Source organism: Actinoallomurus sp. NPDC052308 (assembly GCF_040679195.1).
GTDB lineage: Bacteria > Actinomycetota > Actinomycetes > Streptosporangiales > Streptosporangiaceae > Actinoallomurus > Actinoallomurus liliacearum.
Genome location: NZ_JBFAUM010000018.1, coordinates 1 through 26375, shown reverse-complemented (window position 1 = coordinate 26375; position 26375 = coordinate 1). Strand labels below are relative to the sequence as shown.

At 68.7% G+C, this 26375-nt stretch carries 26 protein-coding genes and 1 pseudogene; 15 read left to right on the top strand and 12 right to left on the bottom strand.

Translation table 11 applies throughout. The features are described from left to right. The first annotated feature begins 72 nt into the window (after nt 1-72). The 5 genes from AB0L00_RS31630 (at nt 73) to AB0L00_RS31610 (ending at nt 5214) form a co-directional block, all read left to right on the top strand. Nucleotides 73-921 (top strand): SAM-dependent methyltransferase, encoded by an 849-nt coding sequence (locus AB0L00_RS31630; protein WP_364440727.1) that lies wholly within the window; start codon nt 73-75, stop codon nt 919-921. Between the two features lie 252 nt (nt 922-1173). Continuing rightward, a complete protein-coding gene (locus tag AB0L00_RS31625; RefSeq protein ID WP_364440726.1) occupies nt 1174-2151 on the top strand; it encodes a hypothetical protein in 978 nt (325 codons plus the stop codon). Between the two features lie 20 nt (nt 2152-2171). After that, nucleotides 2172-2936 (top strand): methyltransferase domain-containing protein, encoded by a 765-nt coding sequence (locus AB0L00_RS31620; RefSeq protein ID WP_364440725.1) that lies wholly within the window; start codon nt 2172-2174, stop codon nt 2934-2936. Nucleotides 2937-3115: 179 nt separating this feature from the next. Next, nucleotides 3116-4048: an SRPBCC family protein gene (locus tag AB0L00_RS31615; protein WP_364440724.1), complete on the top strand. Its 933-nt coding sequence runs from the start codon at nt 3116-3118 to the stop codon at nt 4046-4048. Next, on the top strand, nt 4045-5214 hold the full coding sequence (locus tag AB0L00_RS31610; protein ID WP_364440723.1) for a zinc-dependent alcohol dehydrogenase: 1170 nt from the start codon (nt 4045-4047) through the stop codon (nt 5212-5214). Before AB0L00_RS31615 ends, AB0L00_RS31610 begins: the two co-directional genes overlap by 4 nt. A 71-nt stretch (nt 5215-5285) precedes the next feature. On the opposite strand, the gene AB0L00_RS31605 is transcribed toward AB0L00_RS31610, so the two are convergent. Next, entirely contained in the window at nt 5286-5465 is a 180-nt protein-coding gene (locus AB0L00_RS31605) for a hypothetical protein (protein WP_364440722.1), read from the bottom strand. A 676-nt stretch (nt 5466-6141) separates the two neighbouring features. Between AB0L00_RS31605 and AB0L00_RS31600 the strand changes: the two genes are divergently transcribed. Beyond that, the gene (locus AB0L00_RS31600; RefSeq protein ID WP_364440721.1) at nt 6142-7227 is read left to right on the top strand and encodes an RDD family protein; all 1086 of its coding nucleotides are present in this window, start codon (nt 6142-6144) and stop codon (nt 7225-7227) included. A 168-nt stretch (nt 7228-7395) separates the two neighbouring features. On the opposite strand, the gene AB0L00_RS31595 is transcribed toward AB0L00_RS31600, so the two are convergent. The 7 genes and pseudogenes from AB0L00_RS31595 to AB0L00_RS31565 all read right to left on the bottom strand — a co-directional run bounded on the left by AB0L00_RS31595 (nt 7396) and on the right by AB0L00_RS31565 (nt 14731). Continuing rightward, entirely contained in the window at nt 7396-7986 is a 591-nt protein-coding gene (locus AB0L00_RS31595) for a hypothetical protein (protein ID WP_364440720.1), read from the bottom strand. A 422-nt stretch (nt 7987-8408) separates the two neighbouring features. Continuing rightward, the gene (locus AB0L00_RS31590) at nt 8409-8816 is read right to left on the bottom strand and encodes a hypothetical protein (protein WP_364440719.1); all 408 of its coding nucleotides are present in this window, start codon (nt 8814-8816) and stop codon (nt 8409-8411) included. A gap of 49 nt (nt 8817-8865) precedes the next feature. Beyond that, nucleotides 8866-8988: pseudogene (locus tag AB0L00_RS31585) on the bottom strand (hypothetical protein); the annotation flags it as partial. Nucleotides 8989-9084: 96 nt separating this feature from the next. Continuing rightward, nucleotides 9085-10233 carry an acyl-CoA dehydrogenase family protein gene (locus AB0L00_RS31580; protein WP_364440718.1) on the bottom strand — a complete coding sequence of 383 codons (1149 nt, stop codon included), beginning with the start codon at nt 10231-10233 and terminating at the stop codon, nt 9085-9087. Beyond that, complete coding sequence (locus tag AB0L00_RS31575; RefSeq protein WP_364440717.1) at nt 10233-11162, bottom strand: hydroxymethylglutaryl-CoA lyase; 930 nt, start codon at nt 11160-11162, stop codon at nt 10233-10235. Before AB0L00_RS31575 ends, AB0L00_RS31580 begins: the two co-directional genes overlap by 1 nt. Before the next feature lie 3 nt (nt 11163-11165). Beyond that, the gene (locus tag AB0L00_RS31570; protein WP_364440866.1) at nt 11166-13151 is read right to left on the bottom strand and encodes a biotin carboxylase N-terminal domain-containing protein; all 1986 of its coding nucleotides are present in this window, start codon (nt 13149-13151) and stop codon (nt 11166-11168) included. A 2-nt stretch (nt 13152-13153) separates the two neighbouring features. Further along, complete coding sequence (locus tag AB0L00_RS31565) at nt 13154-14731, bottom strand: carboxyl transferase domain-containing protein (protein ID WP_364440864.1); 1578 nt, start codon at nt 14729-14731, stop codon at nt 13154-13156. Nucleotides 14732-14834: 103 nt separating this feature from the next. Between AB0L00_RS31565 and AB0L00_RS31560 the strand changes: the two genes are divergently transcribed. Continuing rightward, nucleotides 14835-15416 carry a TetR/AcrR family transcriptional regulator gene (locus AB0L00_RS31560; protein ID WP_364440716.1) on the top strand — a complete coding sequence of 194 codons (582 nt, stop codon included), beginning with the start codon at nt 14835-14837 and terminating at the stop codon, nt 15414-15416. On the opposite strand, the gene AB0L00_RS31555 is transcribed toward AB0L00_RS31560, so the two are convergent. Beyond that, a complete protein-coding gene (locus AB0L00_RS31555; RefSeq protein ID WP_364440715.1) occupies nt 15406-15504 on the bottom strand; it encodes a DUF397 domain-containing protein in 99 nt (32 codons plus the stop codon). The two genes, AB0L00_RS31560 and AB0L00_RS31555, sit on opposite strands and share 11 nt — an antisense overlap. Continuing rightward, nucleotides 15492-16292 (bottom strand): helix-turn-helix transcriptional regulator, encoded by an 801-nt coding sequence (locus tag AB0L00_RS31550; RefSeq protein WP_364440714.1) that lies wholly within the window; start codon nt 16290-16292, stop codon nt 15492-15494. Before AB0L00_RS31550 ends, AB0L00_RS31555 begins: the two co-directional genes overlap by 13 nt. Nucleotides 16293-16423: 131 nt before the next feature. Between AB0L00_RS31550 and AB0L00_RS31545 the strand changes: the two genes are divergently transcribed. Continuing rightward, nucleotides 16424-16729: a hypothetical protein gene (locus tag AB0L00_RS31545; protein ID WP_364440713.1), complete on the top strand. Its 306-nt coding sequence runs from the start codon at nt 16424-16426 to the stop codon at nt 16727-16729. Next, the gene (locus AB0L00_RS31540; RefSeq protein WP_364440712.1) at nt 16726-16956 is read left to right on the top strand and encodes a hypothetical protein; all 231 of its coding nucleotides are present in this window, start codon (nt 16726-16728) and stop codon (nt 16954-16956) included. The genes AB0L00_RS31545 and AB0L00_RS31540 overlap by 4 nt, the downstream gene beginning before the upstream one ends. Nucleotides 16957-17160: 204 nt before the next feature. Here AB0L00_RS31540 and AB0L00_RS31535 read toward each other — a convergent pair whose 3' ends face one another. Continuing rightward, nucleotides 17161-17439, bottom strand: a complete 279-nt coding sequence (locus AB0L00_RS31535; protein WP_364440711.1) for a hypothetical protein — start codon at nt 17437-17439, stop codon at nt 17161-17163. Nucleotides 17440-17666: 227 nt separating this feature from the next. Between AB0L00_RS31535 and AB0L00_RS31530 the strand changes: the two genes are divergently transcribed. Next, a complete protein-coding gene (locus AB0L00_RS31530; protein WP_364440710.1) occupies nt 17667-18227 on the top strand; it encodes a GNAT family protein in 561 nt (186 codons plus the stop codon). Between the two features lie 55 nt (nt 18228-18282). On the opposite strand, the gene AB0L00_RS31525 is transcribed toward AB0L00_RS31530, so the two are convergent. Then, nucleotides 18283-19362: a radical SAM protein gene (locus tag AB0L00_RS31525; RefSeq protein WP_364440709.1), complete on the bottom strand. Its 1080-nt coding sequence runs from the start codon at nt 19360-19362 to the stop codon at nt 18283-18285. A 192-nt stretch (nt 19363-19554) separates the two neighbouring features. Between AB0L00_RS31525 and AB0L00_RS31520 the strand changes: the two genes are divergently transcribed. The 5 genes from AB0L00_RS31520 (at nt 19555) to AB0L00_RS31500 (ending at nt 26244) form a co-directional block, all read left to right on the top strand. After that, nucleotides 19555-20928 carry a DUF6002 family protein gene (locus AB0L00_RS31520; RefSeq protein WP_364440708.1) on the top strand — a complete coding sequence of 458 codons (1374 nt, stop codon included), beginning with the start codon at nt 19555-19557 and terminating at the stop codon, nt 20926-20928. A 162-nt stretch (nt 20929-21090) separates the two neighbouring features. Then, nucleotides 21091-22161 (top strand): hypothetical protein, encoded by a 1071-nt coding sequence (locus AB0L00_RS31515; RefSeq protein WP_364440707.1) that lies wholly within the window; start codon nt 21091-21093, stop codon nt 22159-22161. Then, nucleotides 22158-23513: a hypothetical protein gene (locus AB0L00_RS31510; protein ID WP_364440706.1), complete on the top strand. Its 1356-nt coding sequence runs from the start codon at nt 22158-22160 to the stop codon at nt 23511-23513. The genes AB0L00_RS31515 and AB0L00_RS31510 overlap by 4 nt, the downstream gene beginning before the upstream one ends. A gap of 12 nt (nt 23514-23525) precedes the next feature. Next, entirely contained in the window at nt 23526-25343 is a 1818-nt protein-coding gene (gene asnB, locus AB0L00_RS31505) for an asparagine synthase (glutamine-hydrolyzing) (protein WP_364440705.1), read from the top strand. Then, nucleotides 25285-26244 (top strand): LLM class flavin-dependent oxidoreductase, encoded by a 960-nt coding sequence (locus AB0L00_RS31500; RefSeq protein WP_364440704.1) that lies wholly within the window; start codon nt 25285-25287, stop codon nt 26242-26244. The genes asnB and AB0L00_RS31500 overlap by 59 nt, the downstream gene beginning before the upstream one ends. Nucleotides 26245-26375: the final 131 nt, after the last annotated feature.

The window sequence follows — 26375 nt, the reverse complement described above, 5'->3', positions numbered from 1 at the left end:
GCGTGCCATGGGGGTTTTGCACGCACGCAAGGACCCATGACGGAATTCTTCGGACGCGTAAGGCTGTCTGTCATGGGATCGGTCGTCAGCATGCGGCGCTCAGCGTTCGACCGGGCGTGGCCGTACGAACCGGAAGAGGCGTACGAGGACGCCGCCGCGGGCGGGATCGACGCGGCCGCGCCGAACGTCGCCCGCGTGGACAACTATTACCTCGGGGGCAAGGACAACTTCGCGGTCGATCGGGACCTGGCCGAACGCGCGCTGCGCGAGGCGCCCGTCATCGCCAGGCTGGTGCAGGTGAACAGGGGCTTCCTGCACCGTACGGCCCGTTTCCTGGCCGCGGAGAGGGGCATCCGGCAGTTCCTCGACATCGGCTGCGGGCTGCCCACGGAGATCAACCTGGACGAGACCGTCCGGGAGATCGACCCGGACTGCCGTGTCGCCTACGTCGACAACGATCCCATGGTGCTGACCCACGCACGTGCCCTGATGGCCGTGGACGGCGGTGTCGGGGTGTACGAGGCCGACCTGCGTGAGCCGTCGACGGTGCTCGGCGATCCGGACCTGCTGCGGCTGCTCGACCTGACCGAGCCGGTGGCCGTCTTCCTGTTGAACGTCCTGCCCTTCGTGCCGGGGAACCCGCGCCGGATCGTGGACGAGCTCGTGCGCTACCTGCCCACCGGCAGCCACGTGGTGGTCTCCCACGTCGAGCGCACGCCGGACCTGGAGGCGGTCGCCGACCTGTATGAGGAGGCGGGGCTCTCGTTCATCCCGCGCAGCCGCTTCGAGATCGCGCGGATCGCCCACGGCCTCGATCCGGTCGCCCCCTACCCGGCCGGCCTACCGCTGTCGCGCTCCGGAGGAGAGCCGGAGGCGGCCGACGCCGTACCCCTCATCGGCTGCGTGGGCCGCAGGCGTTGAGGACCGGACCGCCGAAGTGGCGCCGTTCCGGGCCGGGGCCGCGCACCCTGACTTTCATCGGGAACGCCCAGGTGGGAGGGTTCCCCGGAAAGCGCTCAATAGTGATCCGGGCGGATTCATCGTGCTATCCGCAGATGCCGGATAGGATCGATGCGCCAGCGAGTGCGAATTCCCGAGCGCGTGATGCCAGCCGAAAGCGACCCGAAGCCTCTCTCCGAAATCGCGCAGGACATCGGGCTGACGATGTCCGATGTGGCGGTTTTCTCCGGGCTCGACGAGAGCACGATCTTTCGTTTGTGGGACAACGGCGACTGGCTGGATCGCGTCAGCGGCCGGTCGCTGCAGAGCCTGATGTCGTCGGTGCCGGGGATCGCCGAATACGCGATGGCGCACGCGCTGCTGAAGCGGCGCACGACGCTCATCGCGAACCTCCAGGCCGAAGGGCTGTCCGTCAACCTGGACGCGCTGGAGAACTCGACGGTCTCCCGCCAGCTCCTGCTGAACGCCCTCGAGGCCGCCCTGTACATCGTGCGCGACGGCCCGAGCCAGCGGGTCTCCTCGTATCTCGCCCGCTTCTGGGGCCGGGAGCAGGACCGCGCGCTCGAGGCGCTGTTCTCCGCAGAGCCGGGACAGGGTCTGCTGGGCGATCCGCGCCGTCTCGTCGAGGCGTCGATCGACCTGGCCCCGCGGCTGGGCCGCAAGACCTACTCGTTCCACTCGCTGCTCACCCTCAACATCCTCATCCACCAGGTCAGCAAGGTGGCCGGCGCGCCGGACCCCGACCTGGGGCTGCAGACGCCCGGCCGCCAGAGCGCCCTGATGATGCGCGGGGTGGTGATGGGAGCGCTGATCAGCTCCAATGACGTGGAGCTCGCCGAGAAGTACCGTCTGGAGCTGGAGCGCACACCGGTGTACGCCGCGCTGGAGGAATGGTCCTTTCCGACCTATACGCGGGACGGCCGGATCAGCTCCGACTTCACCCTGCCCAGCTCGCTCCTGCTGCGGAACACGGCGGTCGAGGTGCTGCGGGAGATCAAGACCTACAACGACGCGTACCTGTACTACCTCGTGTCGACGTACCTTCCGCTCGCGCTTCGCCGCGACCCGACCTTCGGGCGGCGGATCACCGAACTGATCACGACACTCCAGCAACGCGCCGCCGCTTGCCGGGACAAACGAATCCGGGCCGCCTGCAATGATCTGGTGCGGCAGCTCAAGGGCGTGGTGTGACCATGCCAGAGGGGGGACGAATGGGCAGGACGTACCAAGACGTCGCAGACTTGACCCGGGAGCGGTGGGAAGCGAACACCGACTACTGGGTGAAGGTGATCCGGGAGCGCCGTGACCGGTACCGCACCGAGCTGACCGACCGGGCCGTCCTCGACGCGGTCGGCCGCTGCGCGGGCCTGCGGGTCCTGGACGCCGGCTGCGGCGAAGGGTACCTCGCCCGCACCCTGGCGTCCCGTGGCGCCCAGGTCATCGGTGTCGACGCCTGCCAGGGCCTGGTCGACGCAGCGGACGATCTGCCGGTCGAGGGCGCCGGCTCCGCCTCGTTCACCCGGGCGAGCGTCGACGAACTGCCGTTGGAGGACGAGTCCTTCGACCTGGTGGTGTGCAACCACCTGTTCAGCCACCTGCACGATCCGTCCCGGGCGATCCGGGAGTTCGGCCGGGTGCTCAGGAGCGGCGGGCGGCTGGTGATCCTCACGCTGCACCCCTGCTTCTACACCGGGAACGCCGAGCGGGGCGCGAGCACGAGCGTGCCCGCGGCGGAGTACTTCGCCGGGCGGGGCATCGATCAGCACTTCATGGTCGACGGGCTCCGCTCGCCCTCGAAGATCACTTCTTGGCTCCGCCCGCTGGAGTTCTACTCCAAGACCCTCCGGGACGCCGGGTTCGTCATCGCGGACCTGCGGGAGCCGCACCCGACGGACGAGCAGCTCGAGAGCGACCCGTGGTGGCGGACGGGGTTCCCAACCGCGATCTTCATGCTCCTGGTGGCCGAGCGCCGGTGACCCCGAATCAGCCGATCTTTACGTAAACCACCCACTAAACCGACATAACGGGGGGTAGGGCCGGGTTTCGTAGGCTCCATTTTCTTCTCTGGAGCGTCTCCGGCCGTGGGCCGACGACCTTAGCCGCGGCCGGCCGCGGCGAACCTGCCGCGATCACGGCGAATCGGCAGGTGAAGAACATGACTGATGAAGATCGGCGCAGAGCCAATCGCCTCGCTCGCACCCTGGGACTGGCCAGCCTCGGTCTGGGCATCGCACCGCTGACCGCCTCCGACGTCGTGAGCCGGATCTGCGGCCTGGACGACTCGAGGACGGCGCGCACGATGGTGCGCCTGGTGGGCGTACGAGAGCTGGCGCACGCGGCGCTGCTGCTGGGCAGCCGGCTGCCCGGCCCGCTCGTGTGGACCCGGGTCGCGGGCGATGTCCTGGACCTGACCACCCTGGGCCTGGCGGCCTCGAACCGGACGGGCCTCCGACGCAATCGGGTCCTGGCGGTGACCATGGGGGTCGCCGGGATCACCGCGGTCGACCTGTACGCCGCGGTGCGCGGGAGCCGGCGCCGGGATCTGGAGCGCGTCCGCAGGAGCACCGTGCACGCCGCCATCACCGTCAACCGGCCGCGCGACGAGGTCTATCGCTTCTGGCACGACGTGGAGAACCTCCCCGAGTTCATGATCCACCTCGTCACCGTCCGTGACCTCGGCGACGGGCGTTCCCACTGGAGGGCCACGGGCCCGCTCGGCAGGAACCTCGAGTGGGAGGCCGAGATCATCGACGACCGCCCGAGCGAGCTGATCGCCTGGCACGTGACCCATGGGCTCATCGCCGGCAACAGCGGTACGGTCCGCTTCACCGACGCGCCCGGCGACCGGGGCACGGAGGTCCGGGTCACGCTGCACTACGCGCCGCCCGGAGGAGCGGCCGCCGCGGCGTTCACCCGCCTCCTGGGAGAGCACCCCGACCAGCTCGTCCGTGACGACCTGCGCAGGTTCAAGCAGGTCATGGAGACCGGCGAGGTCGTCCGCTCCGAGGGCACGCCGGAGGGCACGCTCACGAAGCGGCAGCTCAGACAACGTCCGGCCCAGCCCTTGGCGAGAGGAGCACTCCGATGAGAGCCAACTGCTGGATGGGCCGCGGGAAGGTCCAGGTACGGGACGTCCCGGACCCGCAGATACTCAACAGCCACGACGCCATCGTGCGGGTCACCTCGACGGCGATCTGCGGATCCGACCTGCACCTGTACGACGGCTTCATCCCGACGATGGAGAAGGGCGACGTCCTCGGCCACGAGTTCATGGGCGAGGTCGTGGAGGTCGGTCCGGAGGTCCGCGACCTGCGGCCGGGCGACCGGGTGGTCGTCCCCTTCCCGATCGCCTGCGGGAGCTGCTGGGCCTGCGAGAACGAACTCTTCTCGATCTGTGAGAACTCCAACCCCAACGCGGGGATGGCCGAGAAGCTCATGGGGCACGCCCCGGCCGGGATCTACGGCTACAGCCACATGCTCGGCGGCTTCCCCGGCGGGCAGGCGGAGTACGCACGGGTGCCGTTCGCCGACGTGAACCCGATCAAGATCGAGGACGACCTGCCGGACGAGAAGGTGCTGTTCCTGTCCGACATCTTCCCGACCGGATGGATCGGGGCGGAGATGGCGGACATCAAGCACGGTGACGTCGTCGCGGTGTGGGGCGCCGGTCCGGTCGGCCAGTTCACGATCGCCAGCGCGTTCCTGATGGGCGCCGAACGGGTCATCGCGATCGACCGGTTCCCGTACCGGCTGCGCCGTGTCGAGGAGATGGGCGCGGAACCCCTCGACTACGAGGAGGGGATCGACGTCCCGGACGCGCTGCGCGACATGACCGGCGGGCGCGGCCCGGACTCCTGCATCGACGCGGTCGGCCTCGAGGCGCACCACGCCACGCCGATGTACGCCTACGACCGGGCCAAGCAGGCCACCCGGTTGGAGACCGACCGGCCGTTCGTCCTGCGCGAGGCGATCATGTCCTGCCGCAACGGCGGAACCATCTCGGTGATCGGCGTCTACGGGGGGCTGGTCGACAAGTTCCCGATGGGCTCCTTCATGAACCGGTCGCTGACCATGCGGGGCGCGCAGTGCCACGTGCAGAAGTACCTGCGGCCCCTGCTGGACCGGATCCGGCGCGGGGACATCGACCCCAGCTTCGTGATCAGCCACCACATGAGCCTGGACGACACTCCGCGCGGCTACCAGATCTTCCGCGACAAGCAGGAGCAGTGCAACAAGGTCGTCCTGCACCCCTGAGCATCCGCAACGCGGCCCGCCGACGGGTCACCGGCTTGACGGGGTCAGTGTGGAATGCGCGGGCTCTTCAGTCACCGCTCTGGAGCCGGAGCGATGCGCAGGACGGCCTTGCCGTCGGCGATCGCGACGAGGGTGATCGCAAGGCCGTTCATCACGGAGGTCGCGCCGGCGTTCCCTGCCAGTTGGACGCTGAGGGACGTGCCGGGGGCGGTCCCTTTCAAACTGATGCCCTCGCCGGTGATGGCGGTCACCCTCAGCTCGTCCACCCCGAGCCTGGCCGGCACCGGGATGCGATCATGCGGGGACACCTGGACCTCGCATCGTCCCCTCCGGCAGGCGCCGAGATCGGTGCTATTCGCCGCGCGGGGCAACCGCGTGCCGGGCCCCGCCGAGGTCCGCGGCACCGGCCAGGGCGGCGACGTCGGGCCGGTCGGCGGTACGGGGACTCCACGGGGCGGTATCGGCTCGGCCGGACGCGTCGCAGGTATGGCGGCCGGCGACGTCGGGCCCGTCGGCGCGCCGCCTCTCGCCCCGGGTGACGAAGCCGTACGCGACTCGCCGTCCCCACCTCCGCAGCCGGTGGCGGCCAGCGCGACGACCGCCGCGAGCATCGCACGTCCGATCCCGCCCATCGCCGCCCTCCCGGAGACCCCTCGGCCCGAGCGCCCTGCCCGAGCCCACATCAGATCCCTACCCTGCGTGGCGAAGCGCTCACCCGAAGCTTTCGGTGAGTGCCCATCACCGCCGCAAGCCGGGGCGGAACCTCCGGCCGCGCGGCCCGGCAACCGCCTCGTACGACTCCTCGCCGCCCACGCCACCCGCCGGCGGTACCGCGCCACCGCCGCGGATTCGGCCGGTTCGGCCAGGTCCGGCCGTTTTTGGCCTGGAGGCCTGACATGATCATTACCGATCTCTACACTCCGGCGCGTGTACGCCGCTCCCCCGCCTCCGCCGTCCCCGTACTCCGTTCCGCCGCTGCCGGAGGGGCCACCGCCGGCCGACGGCGCCGCTCCGCGTGTGCGGCGGTTGACGGCCTGGGGCATCGACACGCTGCTGTTGTGGAGCGCGGCCGTCCTGCTGGCCGTCATGACATGGGCTCGGCTGCACGGTCAGTTGGTGGACGACCTGCCCTACAAGGGGTTGTCCGCGGCCGGTGGCCTGCTGCTGTCCGGTGGGAACGTGGAGAAGGCCGCCACCGACTTCGGGACCGGGCTGTGGGACACGTTCGTCCTCGACGTCGAGCAGGCCCTCATCCTGCTCATTCTGATCCAGCTGCTGTACCAGTTCGCCATGCACGCCTGGCTGGGGCGCACGCTCGGCAAGGCGGCGATGGACCTGCGCGTCCGCGCGGTCACCGGGGACGACCGCCGCCCCGGCCGGGGGAACGCCTTCCGCCGCGCCGTCGTCACCACCGCGGGCGGCACCGGGCTCTACTGCGCGGCCTGGATACTCCTGCTGGAGGGCCTCTTCTTCCTGGCGCTGGTCACCTGGCTGCTCGCCCTCGCCGTCTTCGCCGCGACCAGCCTGCCCGCGTTGCTCGGCGGCCGCCGCCGTACGCTCGCCGACCTGTTCGCCCGGACCGCCGTCGTCCGCGCCCGCACGTACCAGCGCGTCGCGGCGACCGCGTGGCAGGGCGCCGCCCTGGCCTGGGACGGCGCCCAGGCGGCCGGGCAGGCCGCCCGGGACACGGCGCGCGAGCAGGCCGCCCGCCTCGCTCAGGCGGAGAACCTGCGGCGCGCCCTGAACTCAGAACGCGCGGACCAGATGCGCGGCATGGGCAGGCGGCTCGGCGGCCGGCTCAAGGACACCTATCGGGAGCGCGCGTCCGGCCGATCGCCCGGAGAGGCGCCACCGCTTCCGGACCCCGGCCCGACGCCGGCCCTGCCGCCGCCGCGACCGCGGTACGACCCGCTCCAGGGCTCGTACGACCTGCGTGCGCCGCAGGCACCGTACGTCCCGCCGCAAGCGCCGCCCCCGCCCCCCGAGGAGCGACCCCACCCAGACGACCGCTGACCCTGACCGGAGCCGCCGAACACGGTGACGCGGAAGCCCGCGGGCACGGCGACGCGGAGCACGGCGGACACAACGCTCGGTGAGGCTCAGACCGACGGTGGCGAACCGGGGTGAACAGTCTGAATCTCGGGCTGATCGATCAGCTTCGCCGAGCCTTCGGCACGCCCCTCATTTCCCGATGTCCTCGTCGGTCTTGTCCCAGCCGTCCTCATCGACCTCGTAACCGCCGTCCTGGATATCGGACATACTCATGAATCCATAGAACACGCCATCGAGTTTGGCCGGGTATACCTCGGTCTCCTCGTTGACGTACTCGATACTCGCCTTCCCGCTGACCGATTTGAGCAGGTGGGGCAGCCACTCGCGATCGAAGTGGAGCGCGGTCTTCTTGACGAAGCTGCTGAGGTTCGCACCGTCCGACCCGCTCGGCTCTTTCTTGATCTTCCGCTGCTCGAGCCAGACCTTTCCGGCATTCTTCTCGGAATCCTTGCCGAACTTCTTCAGGTACTTGATCGCGTTCCAGAAGCCCTCCTCCATCTCGAAGGTCACGACGCGGAGCCCCTGGTCGGACGTGTGCTCGCCGGCGTAGTACGTCGAGTGGTCGGCGGTTCCGAAGCTGATGTCGATGCCGTACTTGTCATTCGTCCCGTCGAACGTCGTGATCTTGCCGTTCGCGTCGACTCGGATCTTGTAGGCACCCGCACGTTCGACCCTGTACGCCATGACCATGGCGACACCCCGTTCCTCTGAGTCTGTCATCGGCAATATCCGCGAAAGCGGAGATCAACTCAAGATGGAGGCATATATCCGTATATTTGCGCGCCCGTCCGCGAAGAGGGCGGCGCTAGAAGGCTCGGTGAACGCATCATCGACAGCCCGACAAAACGACATAAATCACTATAATTTGGAGCGCGTCGATCAGCTTCACCGAGCCTTCGTGCCGGCCACCGGTCACCGATCATCGGCAGGGCGCGGAAGCCTCGTCAGTGGTGGAAGAGTCTCAGGCCGGTGCGGACGAGCGTGATCCGGTGCTCGCGGCAGGCGGCCTCGATCTCGTCCGACCTGATCGATCCACCCGGCTCGGCGATGTACCGGACGCCGTGGCGGCGGGCGTGGTCGACGTTGTCGCGGAACGGCAGGGCCCCGTCGGAGGCGAAGGCGGCGCCGTCGAGGCGGCGGAGTCACCGGGCGCGGTCGTCGGAGCGCAGCTCCTGCGCCAGGCGCTCGCCCTCGTCCGGGGTGAGGTCGCCCTCGATGACGCGGAGCCGCCAGTTGATCCGGTCCTGGCGACGGACGTCGGGTCGGAAGGCGAGGGCGCGAACGGCCGGATGGCGGCGCAGCCACCAGGTGTCCGTCTTGGCCCCGGCCAGGCGGGTGCAGTCGACTCGGGACTGCTGGCCGGCACCGATCCCCAGCGTCATGCCACCACGCAGGTAGCACACGGAGTTCGACTGGGTGAAGCGCAGGACCGCCAGCCCCAGCAGCAGATCCTCCGCCGCCTCCTTCGGCAGCGCGCCGTCCGTCTGGTCCAGCAGGGCGGCGGAGAGCCGGACATCGTCGCGGTCCTGGCCGAGGCGCAGGCCGAACATCTCCCGTTCCTCCCCGGGGCGGAGGAACGAATGTCTCGTCGGCCTCGATGACGATGAAACGGCCCTTCTTCTTCCCGCTGAGCCGCTCGACCGTACCCGGCTCGAAGCCGGGCGCGATGATGCCGTCGCAGAACACGCCGGCCAGGAGCTCGGCGAGTTCGGTGTCGACCGGGTGCGAGACGGCGGCGGACGGCGGGAAGCGCTCGCCCGAGCCGCGCGAACCCCGGGGGCGGCACGCGGCCCCCGGGGTGCGTCGGCGGCGGTGGGGTCAGCGGGCGGGGAGGCCGAGGTGGCGGGCGATGAGCATCCGCTGGACCTCCGAGGTGCCCTCGCCGACCTCCAGGATCTTGGCGTCCCGGTAGAAGCGGCCGACCGGGTACTCGTTCATGAAGCCGTAGCCACCGAAGATCTGCGTCGCGTCGCGGGCGTTGTCCATGGCGGCGTTGGAGGCGACCAGCTTGGCGATCGCCGCCTCCTTCTTGAACGGTTCGCCGGCGAGCATCCGCGCCGCCGCCGCGTAGTAGGCGAGCCGCGCCGTGTGCGCCCGTGTCTCCATGTCCGCGACCTTGAACTGGATCGCCTGGTACTCCCCGATCGCGCGGCCGAACGCCATGCGTTCGCGCACGTACTTCAGGCACTCGTCCACGCAGCCCTGGGCGAGACCGACCGACAGCGCGGCGATGGCGATGCGGCCCTCGTCCAGGATCCGCAGGAACTGGGCGTAGCCCCGGCCGCGCTCGCCGACGAGGTTCTCCTCCGGGACGCGGACGTCGTCGAAGGACAGTTCCCGGGTGTCGGAGGCGGACCAGCCGACCTTGGAGTACTTCTTGCCCGCGGTGAACCCCGGCGTGCCCGACGGCACGATGATCGTGGAGATCTCGCCGTCGCCGGTCAGCGCCGCCACGGTGACCGCGGCGGTGACGTCGGTGCCCGCGTTCGTGATGAACGCCTTCGACCCGTTGATCACCCAGTGCCCGTCCTCGAGGCGCGCGGTGGTGCGCATGCCGCCGGGCACGTCGGTGCCGCCGCCGGGCTCGGTCAGCCCGAACGCCGCCAGCCGCTCCCCCGAGCACAGCCGGGGCAGCCACTCGCGCTTCTGCTCCTCGGTGCCGAACCGGTGGATCGGCATCGCGCCGAGGGAGACGCCGGCCTCCAGCGTGATCGCGACGGAGGAGTCGACGCGGGCCAGCTCCTCCAGCGCGATGCACAGGGCGAAGTAGTCGCCGCCCATCCCGCCGTACTCCTCGGGGAAGGGCAGCCCGAACAGCCCCATCTTCCCCATCCGGGCGATGAGCTCGTACGGGAACGCCTCCCGCTCGTAGTAGTCGCCGATGACCGGCGCCACCTCGTCCCGGGCGAACGTCTCGACGGTACGGCGCAGCGCCTCGTACTCCTCGTCGAGGGTGAATCCGATCATCATTCGCTCCCTTGTTCTCGGGACAGGGCCTGGACGACGCGGGACGGGCTGGGGCGTCCGAGGCGTTCGGCCATCCAGAGGCTCGTCTCGGCGAGGCGGCGTACGTCGACGCCGGTCTCGATGCCCAGGCCGTCGAGCATCCACACGAGGTCCTCGGTGGCTAGGTTCCCCGTCGCGCTCTTGGCGTACGGGCAACCGCCCAGACCGCCCGCCGAGGCGTCGACGATGGTGACGCCGCAGCGGAGCGCGGCCAGGGTGTTGGCGAGCGCCTGCCCGTAGGTGTCGTGGAAGTGCACGGCGAGCCGCCCGGCGTCCACGCCGGACTCCAGCAGCGCGCCGATGAGGGCGGTGACGTGCCCCGGAGTGGCCACGCCGATCGTGTCGCCCAGGGACAGCTCCGTGCAGCCGAGATCGAGGAGGCGGGTGGCGACCGAGACGACCTGCTCGATCGGCACGTCGCCCTCCCACGGGTCGCCGAAGCACATCGAGACGTACGCGCGCACGTCCAGGCCGCCCGCGCGGGCCCGCTCGACGACGGGCGCGAACATCTCCACCGACTCGTCGACCGTCCGGTTGAGGTTGCGCCGGGCGAACGTCTCGGTCGCGCTGCCGAAGATCGCGATCTCGGTGACGCCCGCGTCGAGGGCCCGGTCGAGGCCGCGCTCGTTGGGGACCAGCACCGGGTAGCGAACGCCCGCCGCGCGCTCCAGCCCGCCGAGCAGCTCGGCGGCGTCGGCGAGCTGCGGCACCCACTTCGGGTGCACGAAGCTCGTCGCCTCGATCACCCGCAGCCCGGCCCCGGCGAGGCGGGTGATGAACTCCCGCTTCACCTCGACCGGGACGACCGCCGACTCGTTCTGCAGGCCGTCGCGGGCTCCGACCTCGTAGACCGTGACCCTGGCGGGCAGCCCGTCGAGTGGCACGCGCATCGTTCAGTCTCCCTTCGGGGTGACGACGGCGAGGACCTCGTCCAGGGCGACCTGCGCGCCGGGCTGGACGGTCAGCTCGCCGACCACGCCGTCGACCGGCGCGGTGACGGTGTGCTCCATCTTCATCGCCTCGACGATCACCAGCGGCTGGCCGGCGACGACCTCGTCCCCGTCGGCCGCCTTGACGGCCGCGACCGTGCCCGGCATGGGGCTGCGCACGGCGCCGGCCGCGGCGGTGGTCTCGGCGGTCCGCGCGGCGAGCGGTTCGGTCTCCTTCAGTGACCAGACCCGCCCGTCCCGGCCGAGCCAGCACACGTCCCCGTCGCGGACGCACGTGAAGCGCGTACGGTCCCCGGCGTGGTCGACGATCAGGTGCGCGCCGTCGCGGCGGGCCGCGACCCGTACGGGATCGCCGCCGTCGACCGAGACCTGCGCGTCGGCGGCGCGGCCGCGGATCCGCACCTCGCGGCCGGCGATCCGCCAGGTCGTCCAGGCGGGTTCGCCGAGCCGCCAGCCGTCCAGGACGTCCCATGGGCCGGGGGCGGGCACCTCCAGCGCGAGCATCCGCTCCAGCGCGGCCGCGGCCAGGACGTCCCCGGGGATCTCGCCGTCCGCCGGGTCGGCGGGGCGACGCTCGACCAGGCCGGTGTCGAGCCGGCCCGCGGCCACGTCCGGATCGGCCAACAGCGAGCGCAGGAACGCGATGTTCGTGCCGACGCCCAGCAGCGTGTACGCGGCCAGCGCCCGGTCGAGCCGGCGCAGCGCGCTCGCGCGGTCCGGCCCGTAGGCGATCACCTTGGCCAGCATCGGGTCGTACGAGCCGCCGACGACGGCGCCCTCGTCCAGCCCGGAGTCGACCCGCACGTCGAGGCCGTACGGCTCGTCCAGCAGCAGCACCCGGCCGCCGGTGGGCAGGAAGCCGCGGGCGGGGTCCTCGGCGTACACCCGCGCCTCGACCGCGTGCCCGCCGAACGCCACGGCGTCCTGCCCGAACGGCAGCGGCTCGCCCGCCGCGACCCGCAACTGCAGCTCCACCAGGTCCAGGCCCGGCCGGCCGTCGATCGCGATCGCGCCCTCGGTCACCGGGTGCTCGACCTGCAGCCGGGTGTTCATCTCCATGAAGAAGTACTCGTCGGGGCGGTCGGCGGAGACGATGTACTCGACCGTGCCCGCGCCGACGTAGCCGACGGAGCGCGCGGCGGCGACGGCGCTGGCGCCCATCGCGGCCCGGATCCGCTCACCGTCCGGGCCGGCGAGCAGCGGGGACGGCGCCTCTTCGACGATCTTTTGGTGGCGGCGCTGGAGGCTGCACTCACGCTCGCCGAGGTGGACGGCGCCCCCATGCGCGTCGGCGAACACCTGGATCTCGATGTGCCGGGGCTGGTCGATGTAGCGCTCGACGAGGAGCGTGTCGTCGCCGAACGCCCCGCGCGCCTCCCGCCGGGCCGCCGCGATCGCGTCCCGCAGCTCCGCCGGGTCCTCGACCCGGCGCATGCCCTTGCCACCGCCGCCCGCCGACGGCTTGAGCAGCACGGCCGCGCCGGCGTTCAGCCCGACCTCCATGGCCGCGGCGGCCAGCTCCTCGTCGGTCAGCCCCGCCTCGTCGCGGCCCGGGACGACCGGGACACCGGCGGCGGCGACCGTGCGCTTGGCGCGGATCTTGTCGCCCATCGCGCTGATCGCGTCCGGCGGCGGGCCGACGAAGACGATCCCGTGGTCGGCGCACGCGCGGGCGAGGTCGGGGTTCTCGGCCAGGAACCCGTAACCGGGATGCACCGCCTCGGCGCCCGCCCGCACGGCCGCGCCGACGACGCCCTCGACGTCAAGGTAGCTCGGCACCCGTACGGCGGCGTCGGCCTCCCGTACGTGCCGGGCGTCCGCGTCCGCGTCGGTGTAGGTCACCACGGACCGGACGTCGAGCCGCCGCAGCGTAGAGATGATCCGGCAGGCGATCTCGCCGCGGTTGGCGATCAGGACGGAGTTGAACATGGTCACATCCGGAAGATGCCGTAGCCGACGGGTTCGAGTGGAGCGTTCGCGCAGGCGGCGAGGGCCAGGCCGAGCACCCGGCGGGTGTCGAGGGGGTCGATCACGCCGTCGTCCCAGAGGCGCGCCGTCGAGTAGTACGGGCTGCCCTGCCGCTCGTACTGTTCCCGGATCGGCTTCTTGAACTCCTCTTCCTCCGCGGCCGGCCACTCGTCGCCGAGCTGGTCGCGGCGCACGGTGGCCAGCACCGACGCGGCCTGCTCGCCGCCCATCACGGAGATCCGGGCGTTCGGCCACATCCACAGGAAGCGCGGCGAATAGGCGCGGCCGCACATCGCGTAGTTGCCCGCGCCGAACGACCCGCCGATGATCACGGTCAGCTTCGGCACCCGCGCGCACGCGACGGCGGTGACCATCTTGGCCCCGTGCTTGGCGATGCCCCCGGCCTCGTACTCCCGGCCGACCATGAAGCCGGTGATGTTCTGCAGGAAGACCAGCGGGATCGAGCGCCGGTCGCACAGCTCGATGAAGTGCGCGCCCTTCAGCGCCGACTCGCTGAACAGGATGCCGTTGTTGGCCACGATCCCGACGGGCTGCCCGTGGATGTGCGCGAACCCGGTGACGAGCGTCGGCCCGTACCTCTCCTTGAACTCGTGGAACCGGCTGCCGTCCACGATCCTCGCGATGACCTCGCGCACGTCGTACGGCGTCCGGGAGTCGGGCGGGACGATACCGCGCAGCTCCCCAGGGTCGAAGGCGGGCTCCTCGGCCGGGATCGTCGGCCACGGCGCGGGGCCCGGCGGCTCCAGCGTCGAGACGATCGACCGGACGATGCACAGCGCGTGCGCGTCGTCGTCGGCGAGGTGGTCGACGACACCCGAGACGCGCGAGTGCACGTCTCCGCCGCCCAGGTCCTCGGCGCTGACGACCTCCCCGGTCGCGGCCTTCACCAGCGGCGGGCCGCCGAGGAAGATCGTGCCCTGCTCCCGGACGATGACGGTCTCGTCGCTCATCGCCGGGACGTACGCGCCGCCGGCCGTGCACGACCCGAGCACGGCGGCGATCTGCGGGATGCCCTGCTGGGACATCGTCGCCTGGTTGTAGAAGATCCGGCCGAAGTGCTCCCGGTCGGGGAAGACCTCGTCCTGCTTCGGCAGGAACGCTCCCCCGGAGTCGACGAGGTAGACGCACGGCAGCCGGTTGTGCAGCGCGACCTCCTGGCCGCGCAGGTGCTTCTTCACCGTCATCGGGTAGTACGTGCCGCCCTTGACGGTCGCGTCGTTGGCGATGATCACGCACTCGCGCCCCGACACCCGCCCGACGCCGGCGATGACGCCCGCCGCCGGGGCCTCGTCGTCGTACATGCCCGTGGCCGCCAGCGGGGACAGCTCCAGGAAGGGCGAACCCGGATCGAGCAGCGCGTCCACCCGGTCCCGTGGGAGCAGCTTGCCCCGCGCGACATGCCGCTTGCGGGCGCGCTCGGAGCCGCCCTGGGCCGCGCGGGCCAGGCGCTCGCGCAGCTCGGTGGCGAGCGCGAGGTTCTCCTCGGCGTTGCGCTCGAACGCCGCACCGCGCACGTCCACGCGGCTCACCAGCCGCGGAGCTTCCGACACAGGCCCTCCTGTTAACGATCGTTAACAAGTCCGATGTTAATCAACGTTAACAGGAGTCGTCTAGACTCGTGGCATGGCAGAGGTCAGCGCTCCCCCGACCCGCCGACTGGAGATCCTGTCCGCGGCGGCGGAGCTGTTCGCCGGGCGCGGCTACCACGGCGTGTCCATCGGCGACCTCGGCCGCGCGGTCGGCCTCACCGGCCCGGCGCTGTACCGGCACTTCCGCGGCAAGGAGGCCCTCCTCGTCGAGATGCTCGTCGACATCAGCGAGCGCCTGCTGACCGAGGGCCGCCGACGCGTCGCCGCCGCCGACACCCCGGAGGTGGCCCTGGACGCCCTGCTCCGCTGGCACATCGACTTCGCCCTGGACAACCCGGCCCTGATCACCGTCCACGTCCGCGAACTGGGCAACGTGCCGCAGCCGGAACGCCGCGAGATCCGCCGCCTGCAACGCGCCTACGCCGAGGAATGGGTCCGAGTGCTCCTCCTGATGCACCCGACCGCCGCCGAGGACCGCGCCCGCGCCGCCACCCACGCGATGTTCGGCCTCCTCAACTCCACCCCGCACAGCACCGGCGAACTGAACCGAGACACCATGGCCGCCCTCCTCCACGCCATGGCCACCGACGCCCTGACAGGCGCTTTCAGCTCCTAGACGGCCACCCCTCAACGACAACAACCTCGACGCACTGTTCGCCGTTGGATCCGCTCCATGACGACTTCCGCCAGCTCAATTCTGCCATTCTTGGGCCACCGCCTTTATCAACGCGAGCGATTCCTCTGGCGACAACGCCAGTTCGCGAATATCCTCCCAGATTCGACCGATCTGGGCCACCTGCTCAGGCCGCTCGATGACCTGCCCTCTAAGAGCGGTGTCAAGGTTTGCGATCTCCAACCCGTCCAGCTTTGCGATCATGAACGGGCAGCCAGCGTAGTACTCGGTACCGGCGGGCACTATCTTGACGATGATGTTCCACCGTTGCGCCATAGCGTGAAGATGCACTAATTGTTCATGGAGGACCTTCTTACCGCCGATCGGGCGCCGAAGGACGTACTCATCGACGATGAAAATACACATCGGCGGGTTCTCATCGTCCAGTATCGCCTGCCGCTCAATCCTACGGCGAACGATTTCTTCGACGTCGATCCCTGAGTGCCGATTGTGCTGGATGACAGCGCGAGCATAATCCGACGTCTGGAGCAGTCCGGGGATCACAGCGAACTCATAGTTCTGGATCATGTTGGCGTGCGCCTCGGCGGACAGCCACCTGTCGGTCCACACCGTAGGGATCTCGGGCGTCACCCACTTATCGAAGTAGCGGGCGAGGTAGCCGTTGGTTCGTAGCGCCTGGTCGCAGCGGTTGACGTCGTCGAGGTGGGGGGTGCGGCGGCCGTTAATCCACTGGCTGACGGTCGACGGGGCGACGTGCAGTGTCTCGGCGAATTGCTTGCCGGTCAGACCGGCCGCCTCGCAGGCGTGGGCCAGCTCTCTACCCCACGCGTCGAGCGCTGTCTCTCGTTTCGGTGCCATCGGGGGGTTCACATCCTCATGTGAATGGTTTTCGGGACTTCACGCGCAAGCGACGGTGGGTTCGCACTTCCCAGGCTATCCCCTTGCGGCCACGCTGTGTAGCACCAATCTCACGCTAGGAGATTAAGCCAATGAGGCCGCACACGAGCGAAGAGATAAGCGCATTCGCGAAGTGGCTCACGCAGGCCTGCCAGGAGGCCGGTCTGACCGCGGAGCAGTACGGAGCAAAGGTCCGAATCATCGCGCAAAGCCACTTTCTCACGGAAGAAGTGGAATGCCGCCCCGACGGCGACGGGAACCTCCGGTGGTGGTGGTCCTGGGGCAAGCCGATCGCGGACCGGCACGACTCGGCGCGCGTTCTCACCCCCGACGAGGTCGATGACCTCGTCGACGTCATCCGGCAGGTCGTCACGATCCCGATCCGGCGGCGGCCGTGACGGAGGCGCGAGAGATCACCGACCCGATCGCGCGGGCGACGCTCGAGTCGGTGCGGGCGTTGAACGCCGCGATCGACCGGCTCGGGCTGTCCGCCGCGACGGCGGCGTGCGAACTGACGCAGCTCGACCGGCTCGTCCGCAGATATCCGGATGCCGCCCGTAAGAGCCTTGAGATGTACGAGTGTCAGAGGCGTTCCGGGCGGGAAGTCGGACAACCCTCGGGCTGAGAACGCGTTCGGAGGCCCGAGGCCGAACAGACTCATCCAGTGGGAAACACGCGGGAGCCCAGTTCCGCATCAGGCAGCGTTCGTCCTGTCTTGATCGGGGACATGCCCGTCGGATCCAGCCAGGCGAGCGTGATCGCCTCAGGCTGCCGGACATACGGGTCCGACCAACTGCTGGTCGAACGGCGCCGTGCTCGTCGATCTCGGTCACGGCTGGTCTCTTTCCTCGCCGAAGCCATGCAGGTAGTCCTCGAAGGTGAGGCCTCGGTTCTTTCGGCGCGACCACAGCATCGCGGCCACCAGCGCGAAGGGGACCAATGGGAGTTTGAGCGCCTGAAGGCCCAGCCGACGCACCATTGGGAGCAGTTCCTTGAGCGTCCGCCAGGGGTGTCCCAAGGCCACGACGGTCACGAGGAAGGCCGCGCCCCCGCGGCTGATACCCGCGAAGTCGTCGGAGTCGTTGTGTCGTCCCTTGTCCTTGCTCACAGTGCGGAACTGAAGGTGAAGGGCAGGAGCTTGCTGCTGCGGGCCATGGAATCCTCCCAAGTCAGCATGGGTACCTGAAGATCAGGATCGCGGTTTGAGCCGCGATCGTGAGCGTACGTCAGGGGAGACTTACATGGCTACGGGCCGTTGAGTCGACGGGACCTCATTTATGCCGCAGCGAGCCGAAATGGTTCAGCGGCCCCGTCCTGTGGGTGTAACTTCCATGCGTGCCGACGTTGTCGTTCCCCGACCCCCCGCTCGCCGATGGCATCGTTGCATTGCGCCCTTGGCGTAGATCCGACGCGCCGCAGCGGTTCGCCGGCTTCTCCGACCCGCTGTGCCTGCGCTTCTCCTGGCCGTTCGTCGAGCCGTTCACCGAAGCGCATGTGGTCGAGTCCTTCGACGAGCAGGAGGACGCGCGGCTTCGCGGCGAGGAACTCGACCTCGCCATAGTCGACGCAACCGATCCCGATCACGTTTGGGGCAGGGTTTCGATGTACGACGTCGACCTGGGCGAGGCGCGTGCGGCGGTCGCCTGCTGGCTCGCGTCGCACGCGCGCGGACGCGGCGTCGCCACGCGGGCACTGCGCCTGCTGGCGCGATGGGCATTCGACAGCCTCGCCCTCGCCCGCCTGGAACTGACATGCGCCCCTGACAACGTCGCGTCCCAACGTGTCGCCGAAAGCTGTGGGTTCGTACGCGAGGGCGTGTTGCGCTCGCATATCCAGTTCAAGGGCGAACGGCGCGACACCGTGGTGTTCAGCTTGCTGCCCGGCGAACTGCGATAGCCGGTCACGTCATGCTGCGGTCGGCAGGCTCACCGTACGCCGGCGAAGTTCCGCGTCACGATCCGTCTCGGCGAGCGGCGCTCCCGGACTGCCGCACCACGGCATTTCGACGGGCGATCCTTGCCTTGTCCTCGTCTGAGCCATAGCGGCGGTCGAGGGCACGGGTGACGCGTGCCCAGTCGTCGAGAGTCTTGATCGAATTCTTCTGCTCGAGCACGAACGGGTCGTTCCGCCATGCGATCGCTCGATCCCACAGCACATCAAGGGGCTCGTCGAGGATGTTGCCGACCTTCGCCTCGTAGATGGCGAACGCCCGCAACGCGCCATCCGGCTCGATCTGTGCGATCGACTCGCCTTCGATGCTGTCCGGTGAAGTCGGCAGGAAGGTTCGCACGTCCGTGACCTCGACCGACACGCCGTTTCTGGCGCGCGACATGAGATCGGGCTCGGAATCGACCAGCGCGTCCAACTCTTCGTCGTTGAGTAGCTCGCTCCTCACGAATTGAGTCTCTTGGGCGAGCCCTACCGGCATTGCCGCGCCAATGCGGACGTAGTCGAGCTCCGCGAAACGCGATGTTACCTTTTCTACGAAATCGCCGATGTTGTGCTTACCGGTCCGTGTAACCGTGTAATCAACGCCGAGCTGATAGCAGGTCTCGCTTCGTGCCATGCGTTGTCGTTTGACTCGGATGAGTCGATCGAGAGCGGCCATGGCGCGGTCGAAGGAGCCGATGCGGCCACGAATGGCATCGTGCGTTTCTTTGTCCGGACCGTCGACGCTCACTGTCACCGTGGTCACGGACGTGGTGAGCTTGTCGGCCATCTCCTCGTCCATCAGCCATCCGCTGATGAAGATGGTCACCGGAATGCCGGCAGAATTAAGGAGACGTGCGGCCTCGTCCCACCAGGGTACGAGCAGTGGCTCGCCGCCGGCAAAGGACACGCGCTCCGGGCCGGCCGCAATGATGGTATCAACGACATGCAGCATGCTTTCGCGATCGAGTGTTCGGGCTGGGCGACGTCCCGACTCGGAATAGCAGTGTATGCAGCGGAGTGGACACGCGTAGGTCAGGTCCCAGATGAACCGTCTGATCGGTATGGCCAATTGCGGTCCGGACGAGTCCAGTAGTTCCATGGCCTCTCGCACAGGTTCTTGGTGTTAGCTCCGGTAGCCTAGGGCTCTTATCGCTGGTCAGAGTGTCAATAGGTGAGTCAGAACAGTTTGGCGAGAGTTCAATCTAGCTGAGCTCCCGACGATACTCAAGTAGTAAATGTCATGCGCGGAGAGGCTTGACTGCAGGCGAAGCCAGTGGATGACAATGGCGACATGAGGCATGCCGATGTCGAACCCTCGATCACCGTCGAGAACCCCCTTGTTCGGTATGACGAGCCGATACGTGCCGCGCTCCAAGAACTCAGCCGGAAATCCCGCTCCGGCGATCGGTTCGAGGCGGGTCACGTACTGCCCGCACCGGGCGATGACCTGACAAGATTCTTTGCGGCCTCGAACATCGCCATCACCGACCTCGGCGAGTACGCCGGGCGCCGGCTGCGGTTGCTCGACCTCATGCGCAACGAGCGCACCCGCACCACCAAGACGTTCGCCTCGCGGTTGATCGTCGCCCGCGCGGTCGAGCACATTCGCCGGACCGGCGAGCGGATGATGATCGTCTCCCCGTCCTCAGGGAACAAGGCGACCGCGTTGCGCGACGCCGTGTCGGCGGCGCATGAGACGGGCCTGGCCACGCCGGAGGAACTGGCGATCCTGGTCGTCGTGCCGACGGCGTCCCGAGCCAAGTTGTGGTCCTCGCCGTTGGCCTCGGACGCGCGAGCACGTGTGCGCAATCCGGTGGCCGTCTATCACGGCGCGCGCCGCGACGAGGTCAAGACGCTGGCTGCGGGCCTGGTCGACGGCTTCGGCACAGAGATGTACAAGCGCTTCGGGGTGCGGTTGTGGTACACCCTCGACCTCGACAACTACCGAGTGGCAGACATCGTGCGGGCGTTCGTAGAGCAGGACTATCTGCCGCATGCGAAGGAACGACTTCACGTACATGCGGTGTCCAGCGCGTTCGGGCTTCTTGGGCATGCTCTCGGCGCACGCCGATTCGCCGAGGATGGGCATGGTGAGTCGACGGCGCGCTATTTTCTGGTTCAGCATCTGGACACGCCCGACATGGTGCTCAGCCTGTATTTCGGTTCTACAAACCGACGATCAATGCCCACGTACACGTTGGATCATGCCAATGGGTTCTACCGGCAAGATACCGATCCACGATTTCCACTGACGACGTTTGCGCTGGACGAGATCCTCGACTCGACTTTCTACACCAGACAGCCGGCCACCTCAGCCGAGATGAACGCGTTGATCCGGTCACAGGGAGGAGGCGGAATCGTCGTATCGCGACATGAATGCCTCCAGCGTTACTCGGCGCTACGAGAGATGCTGCAGCCGGCCGGGTGCATCTTGCCGACTGTGCCGGATGATCTGCGCGAGTGGTCGCTGGTGATGGCGCTCACGGGCGTTCTCAATGGGATCGATCGTGGCCTGGTGAGCGAAACCGACATCCTCGTGCACGGCTCGGGCAGCTATCAGGTCACCGATTTCACGCCTGTCCCGGATGCACACCTCAAAACCGTAGAAAGCGTCGAGGACCTCGCAAAGGTCGCCGCTGACGCGGCGGAAGGAAAGAGCGTGTGAGGAGCCGGTTGCAGGCCTGACGGCCAGAAATTCCAGGATCTCGAGGCGGCCGTGATGGGAGTCATGGAGAGTACGCGACGGTGGCGATCGCTGACAGGTTATGTCTGGTCACAGAGCACGAACCGTCACGTCGTCGCCACTCGCTCTTTCGTGGATACTCGGGTGTCGTCGTGGGCGACCGTGATATCGGCCGCCGGTGCCGACGCGCCGAGTATCGCCTACGTCGGTGCGCCGTACGGGATCATCAAGGTCCACCAGATGCTCGAGCAGCGCCGAGAGGCACTGGGAGCCGTCACGAGCACCAGGGTGCGTGGCGGGGCGAACCGAACGGCCCTGCTGCGCGGTGGGTGGCTGCCCGATGCGGACCTCGTCGCGGTGGCGGGTTCCAGCGCGCAGGTTCGGATGCTGCCGCGGCGATCAGCGCTGGTTCTGCCGTTCCGACTCCATGTACTGGCGTACACGGGGGACGGCGAGGACGGCTGGCGAAGCCGGATTTCGAAGTCCGAACGACGCTGGTCCAACAGGCTTCACGAACTCGGGTCCTGGGCGCTGGAGGTGGCTGAGGACTCTGCGTCCTTCGACTACTTCTACGACCGAATGCACGTCCCGACCATGCAGGCCCGGCACGGCGAGCGCGCGCGCAGTGAGTCGCGGGACACCGCGCGAGAATGCTTGTTCCGCCATGGTGTCCTGGCGTTCGTGACTCACAGGCGAAAGCGTGTGGCCGGCATGGTGTGCCGGTGGGAGCCGGCCGAACGTCTCCTCATTATCCGGATGGTCGGAGTGCTGGACGGCCTGCGGGAGCACTATGAGAACGGCGCGCTGCGCACCGCCGACCACCTGCTGCTGGAATGGGCCGGCAAAATGGGAGTGCAGCACGTCGATTTCGGCGGCACCGAGCCTTTCCTGAGTCAGGGCATCTTCCGGCTGAAGCGAAAGCTCGGGTCAAGGGCGATCATGGCCCGCAACCACTTCGGCAGCCTGCGGCTGTGGTGGCATGCACGTCGGGACACCCCCGCAGTACGCGACTTCCTGGTCGCCAACCCCGTGGTGGAGCTCGTGGACGACCATCGCATGCGCGCGGTGTACTTCCATGACGAGGGACGACCTCCCCGCCTCGACCTCGCACGGACACGAGAGGGCATGGACGGCTACCGCACCCTGGATCTGGACGAGTTCTTCTCCCACCGATCACAGCCGCTTCGCGCAAGCTCGGAGAGTGCCGACGAATGACCACCGTAATCAGGCCGCACGCCGGGAGCACGCCATGGTTCGGCCGCTGGGAGCAGCCACCGGACATCGGATTGGAGCCCGAGCGGATCGCTGAGATCATGCGGCACGAACTACGTGACCTGCGCCTCCCGGTGTTCCCGCTGGCGCTGCAACCGCTCGTCCTGCCGATGGAATCGTTCTGGGAATTGCTGCGAGCGACCGCTGACCTCCTGGTCCTGCTGCGCAAGGAGATGTTGCACACGGCCGAGGACCGCGATGGCCGAATCGCAGCGCTGGGCATCGATCGTGCGGACTGCCCGATGTTCGTTCCCGACGACGACTTCGAGTTGCGCCACTGCGCCGACATGGCCCGGGCCGACGTCGTCATCGGAGTGAACGGGCCTAAGTTCATCGAGTTCAACGTCGGCGGTGCCTTCGGCGGAATGGCGGACTTCCATGCCTATCAGCACGCCTGGCGGCGGATCAGGGAGCGGGCGGGTCGGCCTTCCTTCGTCGGCGTGGACGTCTGGGCCAGGCTCGCCACGCTGGTCGAGCGGACATGCGCCGAACTCGGCGTGCCACCATCGGCGGTAGTCGTCGACCACCTCGGTGACTGGGATCCGACGAATACCTCCCGCACACTGCGCTTGCAGGTTGACGGGCTACGGGCGCACGGGATTCGCGCGCGCCACCTGGAACTCGACGAACTGCTGGACGGGATCGGCCTCCCCGGACCGCTGCGTGAGCCGCTCGGCCTCGGCGAGTTCGACCTCGAGGACGCGCGGGAGGTGGGTTGTGACATCAGCCCGGCGCGGGCCGCGCTCGACGCGGGCTTCCGGCTGATCCCCTCACAGACGTCCTGGTTGCTGCATTCGAAGAAGACTCTCGCCCGATTGTCCGAGGGACCGCCGTGGCTGACCGCCGAGGAACGCGAACTGGTCGACCGCTACGTGCCGTGGAGCAGAACGATGGGGGCGCGTACCGTGCGATGGCGAGGGCGCCGCTACGACCTGCCCCGCCTGCTGATCGAGCATCAGGAGTCGTTCCTCCTCAAAGGCGCCACCGGTTGCGGAGGCAAGGAGGTCGTTTTCGGTGCACGCACCGAACCGGACGACTGGGCACGAATGATCGAGCAAGGGGTCCGTACCGGCTATCCCATCGCCCAAGAGGTCGTCGAATCAGATACCTGCCCGGTGGACGTGATGCTCGAGTCCGGCGAGATCGTGCGAGTCGCCGCGAACTCCGTGGTCAGCCCGTTCTGCCTGGGTGGCGCGCCCGCGGGTTGTCTGGCCCGATTCGCCCCGGCCGACAGGCCCGGCGTGGTCCGCTGCGCCGACGGCGCCGTCCTCACCTGCCTGTTCGCATGGGAATGAGAGGAATCACTGATGTGCGGTGTGGTCGGCTGGCTGGACTTCTCACGGGATCTCACCCGAGAGCGGGACGTCCTGGCCTCGATGGTCGAGACGATGCGCGACCGGGGCCCCGACGGTGCCGGGGAATGGATCGGCCCGCACATCGCGCTCGGTCAGCGCAGGCTGGCCGTCATCGATATCGACGGCGGCGGGCAGCCGATGGCGGCCACCGCGGGCCCGCGACGGCAACCTGTGGTGCTGATCCACTCTGGTGAGGTCTACAACTTCGGCGAGTTGCGCGCCGAGCTGGCGGGGCTCGGTCACGAGTTCACCACCAGGTCGGACACCGAGGTCGTGCTGCGTGGATACCTTCAATGGGGGGCGGCCGTGGCCGAGCGGCTCGACGGAATGTTCGGCCTCGCGATCTGGGATTCGACGCGCGAAGAGTTGCTGCTGGTACGTGACCGGCTTGGCGTCAAGCCGCTCTACTACGTGCCGTTGCCGGACGGTGTGCTGTTCGCCTCCGAGCCCAAAGGGTTGTTCGCCAATCCCTTGTTCCGGCCGGAGGTGGACGAGCAGATGCTGCCGATCCTGCTCAACCCGAAGCTGGCCCTGCCGGGGGAGACGCCGCTGCGCGGGCTTCATGAGGTGAAGCCGGGGCACGTCGTGCGCATCGGCCGAGGTGGCTGCCGCGAGTATCCGTACTGGCAGTTGGTGAGCAGGGAGCATACCGACGACCTGTCCACGACCGTGAGCAGCATCCGTGAACTGCTGGAAGACGTCGTCCTCCGGCATCTCGTAGCGGACGTCCCGGTCGGGTCGCTGTTGTCGGGCGGGCTCGACTCCAGCGTGTTGACGGCGTTGGCCGCACGTGCCCACGGCGGTCCGCTGAACAGTTTCGCCGTCCAGTTCGCTGGTGATGGGACGGATTTCCGGCCGACGGCGCTGCGACCGGAGCAGGACGCGCCGTACGCCAGGCTGGCCGCCGAACACCTGGGGACGGACCATCACGACGTCGTGCTGGACCCCGCAGCGGTGGCCGGCGGGATGGATGCGCCGCTGCGTGCACGGGATCTGCCGACCCTCGGACAATTCGACTCCTCCGCCTATCTGCTTTTCAAGGCGGTACGCGAGCAGGTGACCGTGGCGCTTTCCGGCGAGGCCGCCGACGAACTGTTCGGTGGCTATCCCTGGTTCCACAACCCGGAGATGATCTGGCGGCAGACCTTTCCATGGCTGGGCGACGCACCGAGGCTCGCCGATTGCCTCGCCCCGGATGTGCGGGCGAGGACCAAGCCGCACGAGGCTGAGCGGGATCGGTACGCCACCCTGCGTGCCAAGGTCCCCCGGCTCTCCGGCGAGGATGGCCTCGACGCCCGGATGCGGGAGGTGCTGTTCTTCAGTCTGCACGGCCCCCTGGCGTATCTGCTGGACGCGGCCGACCGGATGAGCATGGCGGTCGGTCTCGAGGTGCGCGTGCCATTCTGCGATCACCGCCTGCTGGAGTACGTCTGGAACGTTCCGTGGTCGATGAAGGTCGTCGACGGCCGGGAGAAGAGCCTCCTGCGGATGGCCGCGGGCGACTTGGTGCCGGCCAAGGTGCGCACCCGCCCCAAGTCCGGCTATCCGGCGATGCACGACCCGGCACATGACGCCGAAGTACGCCGCGCGGTACAGGCGTTGCCGAACGACACCTCATCGCCGCTGTACGGCTTGCTGGACGGCGACCGTGTCCGCGAGATCGCGACCGGCACCGACAACACCGTGACCCACGTCAGTGGAGCACACGTCCTTGTTCCGCTCCTGGAAGTGGACCGATGGCTGCGGGCATACCGGGTCAGCCTGCGGTGAACGTGACATGACGCTGCCTGCACGACTGGGAGTTCTGGTGCTCCCCGAACACACAGGGCCGGACGGCGTCCAGGTCTGGAAACGAGTGGAGCGCCTGGGGGCACACCACGCGTGGACATACGACCATCTGTCCTGGCGATCGTTGACGGGTCGACCATGGTTCGACGCGATGACCACGCTCGCCGCGGCCGCCTCCGTCACCGAACGGATCGGTTTGGGAACCCTCGTGTCCTCGCCCAATTTCCGGAATCCGGTGACGACCGCGATCCAGGCCATGACCATCGACCACATCAGCGGGGGGCGGTTCGTTCTCGGCATCGGCAGTGGGGCGGCAGGACCGGACGTCACGGCTTTGGGTGGACCGATGCTGTCGCCCGAGGAACGGGCCGACCGTTTCGCGGAATTCGTCACACTGACCGATCAAGTACTGCGTCATGGGAAGGCAGAGTTCCGTGGCCGGTACTTCACGGCGCGGGAGACCTCCGTGACTCCCGGATGTGTGCAGCGGCCGCGGATGCCGTTCGCGATCGCCGGTACCGGCCGCCGTGGCATGCGGTTGGCCGCCGAATTCGGCGAGATCTGGGTGACCATCGGTGCGGCGGAACACCCCGGCGTGCAGCCCGAGGCCGACGCGTTCCGTACGCTACGGTCGCAGCTCGGGCGGCTCGCCGCGGCCTGCGAGGAGGTCGGCCGGGACCCTGCCGACCTGCGCAAGCTGGTCAACCTCAGCCGGATCGTGGCTGACCCCTACTCATCCGTGGACCGGTTGGGCGACCTCGTAGGGCGTTGCGCGTGCCTGGGGTTCACCGATGTGGTGGTCGCCTACCCCCGGAGCGAGGGCGTGTTCGCCGGCGACGCCGCCATGTTCGAGGAAGCGATGAGCGCGCACGCGAACGGCTAGGGCGTGTCTCGAAGTCCCCCGCCGCGCAGTAGGACAGCGGGACTTCGAGACACGCCCGCGCGGCGGCCGGGCCCGGGCCTGGGGGAGTGGGCGCGGCCGGCGGGCGGGGGGCGCGGGGCCCCGGGGGTAGC

What these genes read in the sequence shown, in the direction of transcription:
- AB0L00_RS31630 (WP_364440727.1), top strand. Translation starts at nt 73, where the DNA reads ATGGGATCGGTCGTCAGCATGCGGCGCTCAGCGTTCGACCGGGCGTGG.
- AB0L00_RS31620 (WP_364440725.1), top strand. Translation starts at nt 2,172, where the DNA reads ATGGGCAGGACGTACCAAGACGTCGCAGACTTGACCCGGGAGCGGTGG.
- AB0L00_RS31615 (WP_364440724.1), top strand. Translation starts at nt 3,116, where the DNA reads ATGACTGATGAAGATCGGCGCAGAGCCAATCGCCTCGCTCGCACCCTG.
- AB0L00_RS31610 (WP_364440723.1), top strand. Translation starts at nt 4,045, where the DNA reads ATGAGAGCCAACTGCTGGATGGGCCGCGGGAAGGTCCAGGTACGGGAC.
- AB0L00_RS31595 (WP_364440720.1), bottom strand. Translation starts at nt 7,986, where the DNA reads ATGACAGACTCAGAGGAACGGGGTGTCGCCATGGTCATGGCGTACAGG.
- AB0L00_RS31590 (WP_364440719.1), bottom strand. Translation starts at nt 8,816, where the DNA reads ATGTTCGGCCTGCGCCTCGGCCAGGACCGCGACGATGTCCGGCTCTCC.
- AB0L00_RS31580 (WP_364440718.1), bottom strand. Translation starts at nt 10,233, where the DNA reads ATGATCGGATTCACCCTCGACGAGGAGTACGAGGCGCTGCGCCGTACC.
- AB0L00_RS31575 (WP_364440717.1), bottom strand. Translation starts at nt 11,162, where the DNA reads ATGCGCGTGCCACTCGACGGGCTGCCCGCCAGGGTCACGGTCTACGAG.
- AB0L00_RS31570 (WP_364440866.1), bottom strand. Translation starts at nt 13,151, where the DNA reads ATGTTCAACTCCGTCCTGATCGCCAACCGCGGCGAGATCGCCTGCCGG.
- AB0L00_RS31560 (WP_364440716.1), top strand. Translation starts at nt 14,835, where the DNA reads ATGGCAGAGGTCAGCGCTCCCCCGACCCGCCGACTGGAGATCCTGTCC.
- AB0L00_RS31555 (WP_364440715.1), bottom strand. Translation starts at nt 15,504, where the DNA reads ATGGCAGAATTGAGCTGGCGGAAGTCGTCATGGAGCGGATCCAACGGC.
- AB0L00_RS31550 (WP_364440714.1), bottom strand. Translation starts at nt 16,292, where the DNA reads ATGGCACCGAAACGAGAGACAGCGCTCGACGCGTGGGGTAGAGAGCTG.
- AB0L00_RS31545 (WP_364440713.1), top strand. Translation starts at nt 16,424, where the DNA reads ATGAGGCCGCACACGAGCGAAGAGATAAGCGCATTCGCGAAGTGGCTC.
- AB0L00_RS31525 (WP_364440709.1), bottom strand. Translation starts at nt 19,362, where the DNA reads ATGGAACTACTGGACTCGTCCGGACCGCAATTGGCCATACCGATCAGA.
- AB0L00_RS31520 (WP_364440708.1), top strand. Translation starts at nt 19,555, where the DNA reads ATGAGGCATGCCGATGTCGAACCCTCGATCACCGTCGAGAACCCCCTT.
- AB0L00_RS31510 (WP_364440706.1), top strand. Translation starts at nt 22,158, where the DNA reads ATGACCACCGTAATCAGGCCGCACGCCGGGAGCACGCCATGGTTCGGC.
- asnB (WP_364440705.1), top strand. Translation starts at nt 23,526, where the DNA reads ATGTGCGGTGTGGTCGGCTGGCTGGACTTCTCACGGGATCTCACCCGA.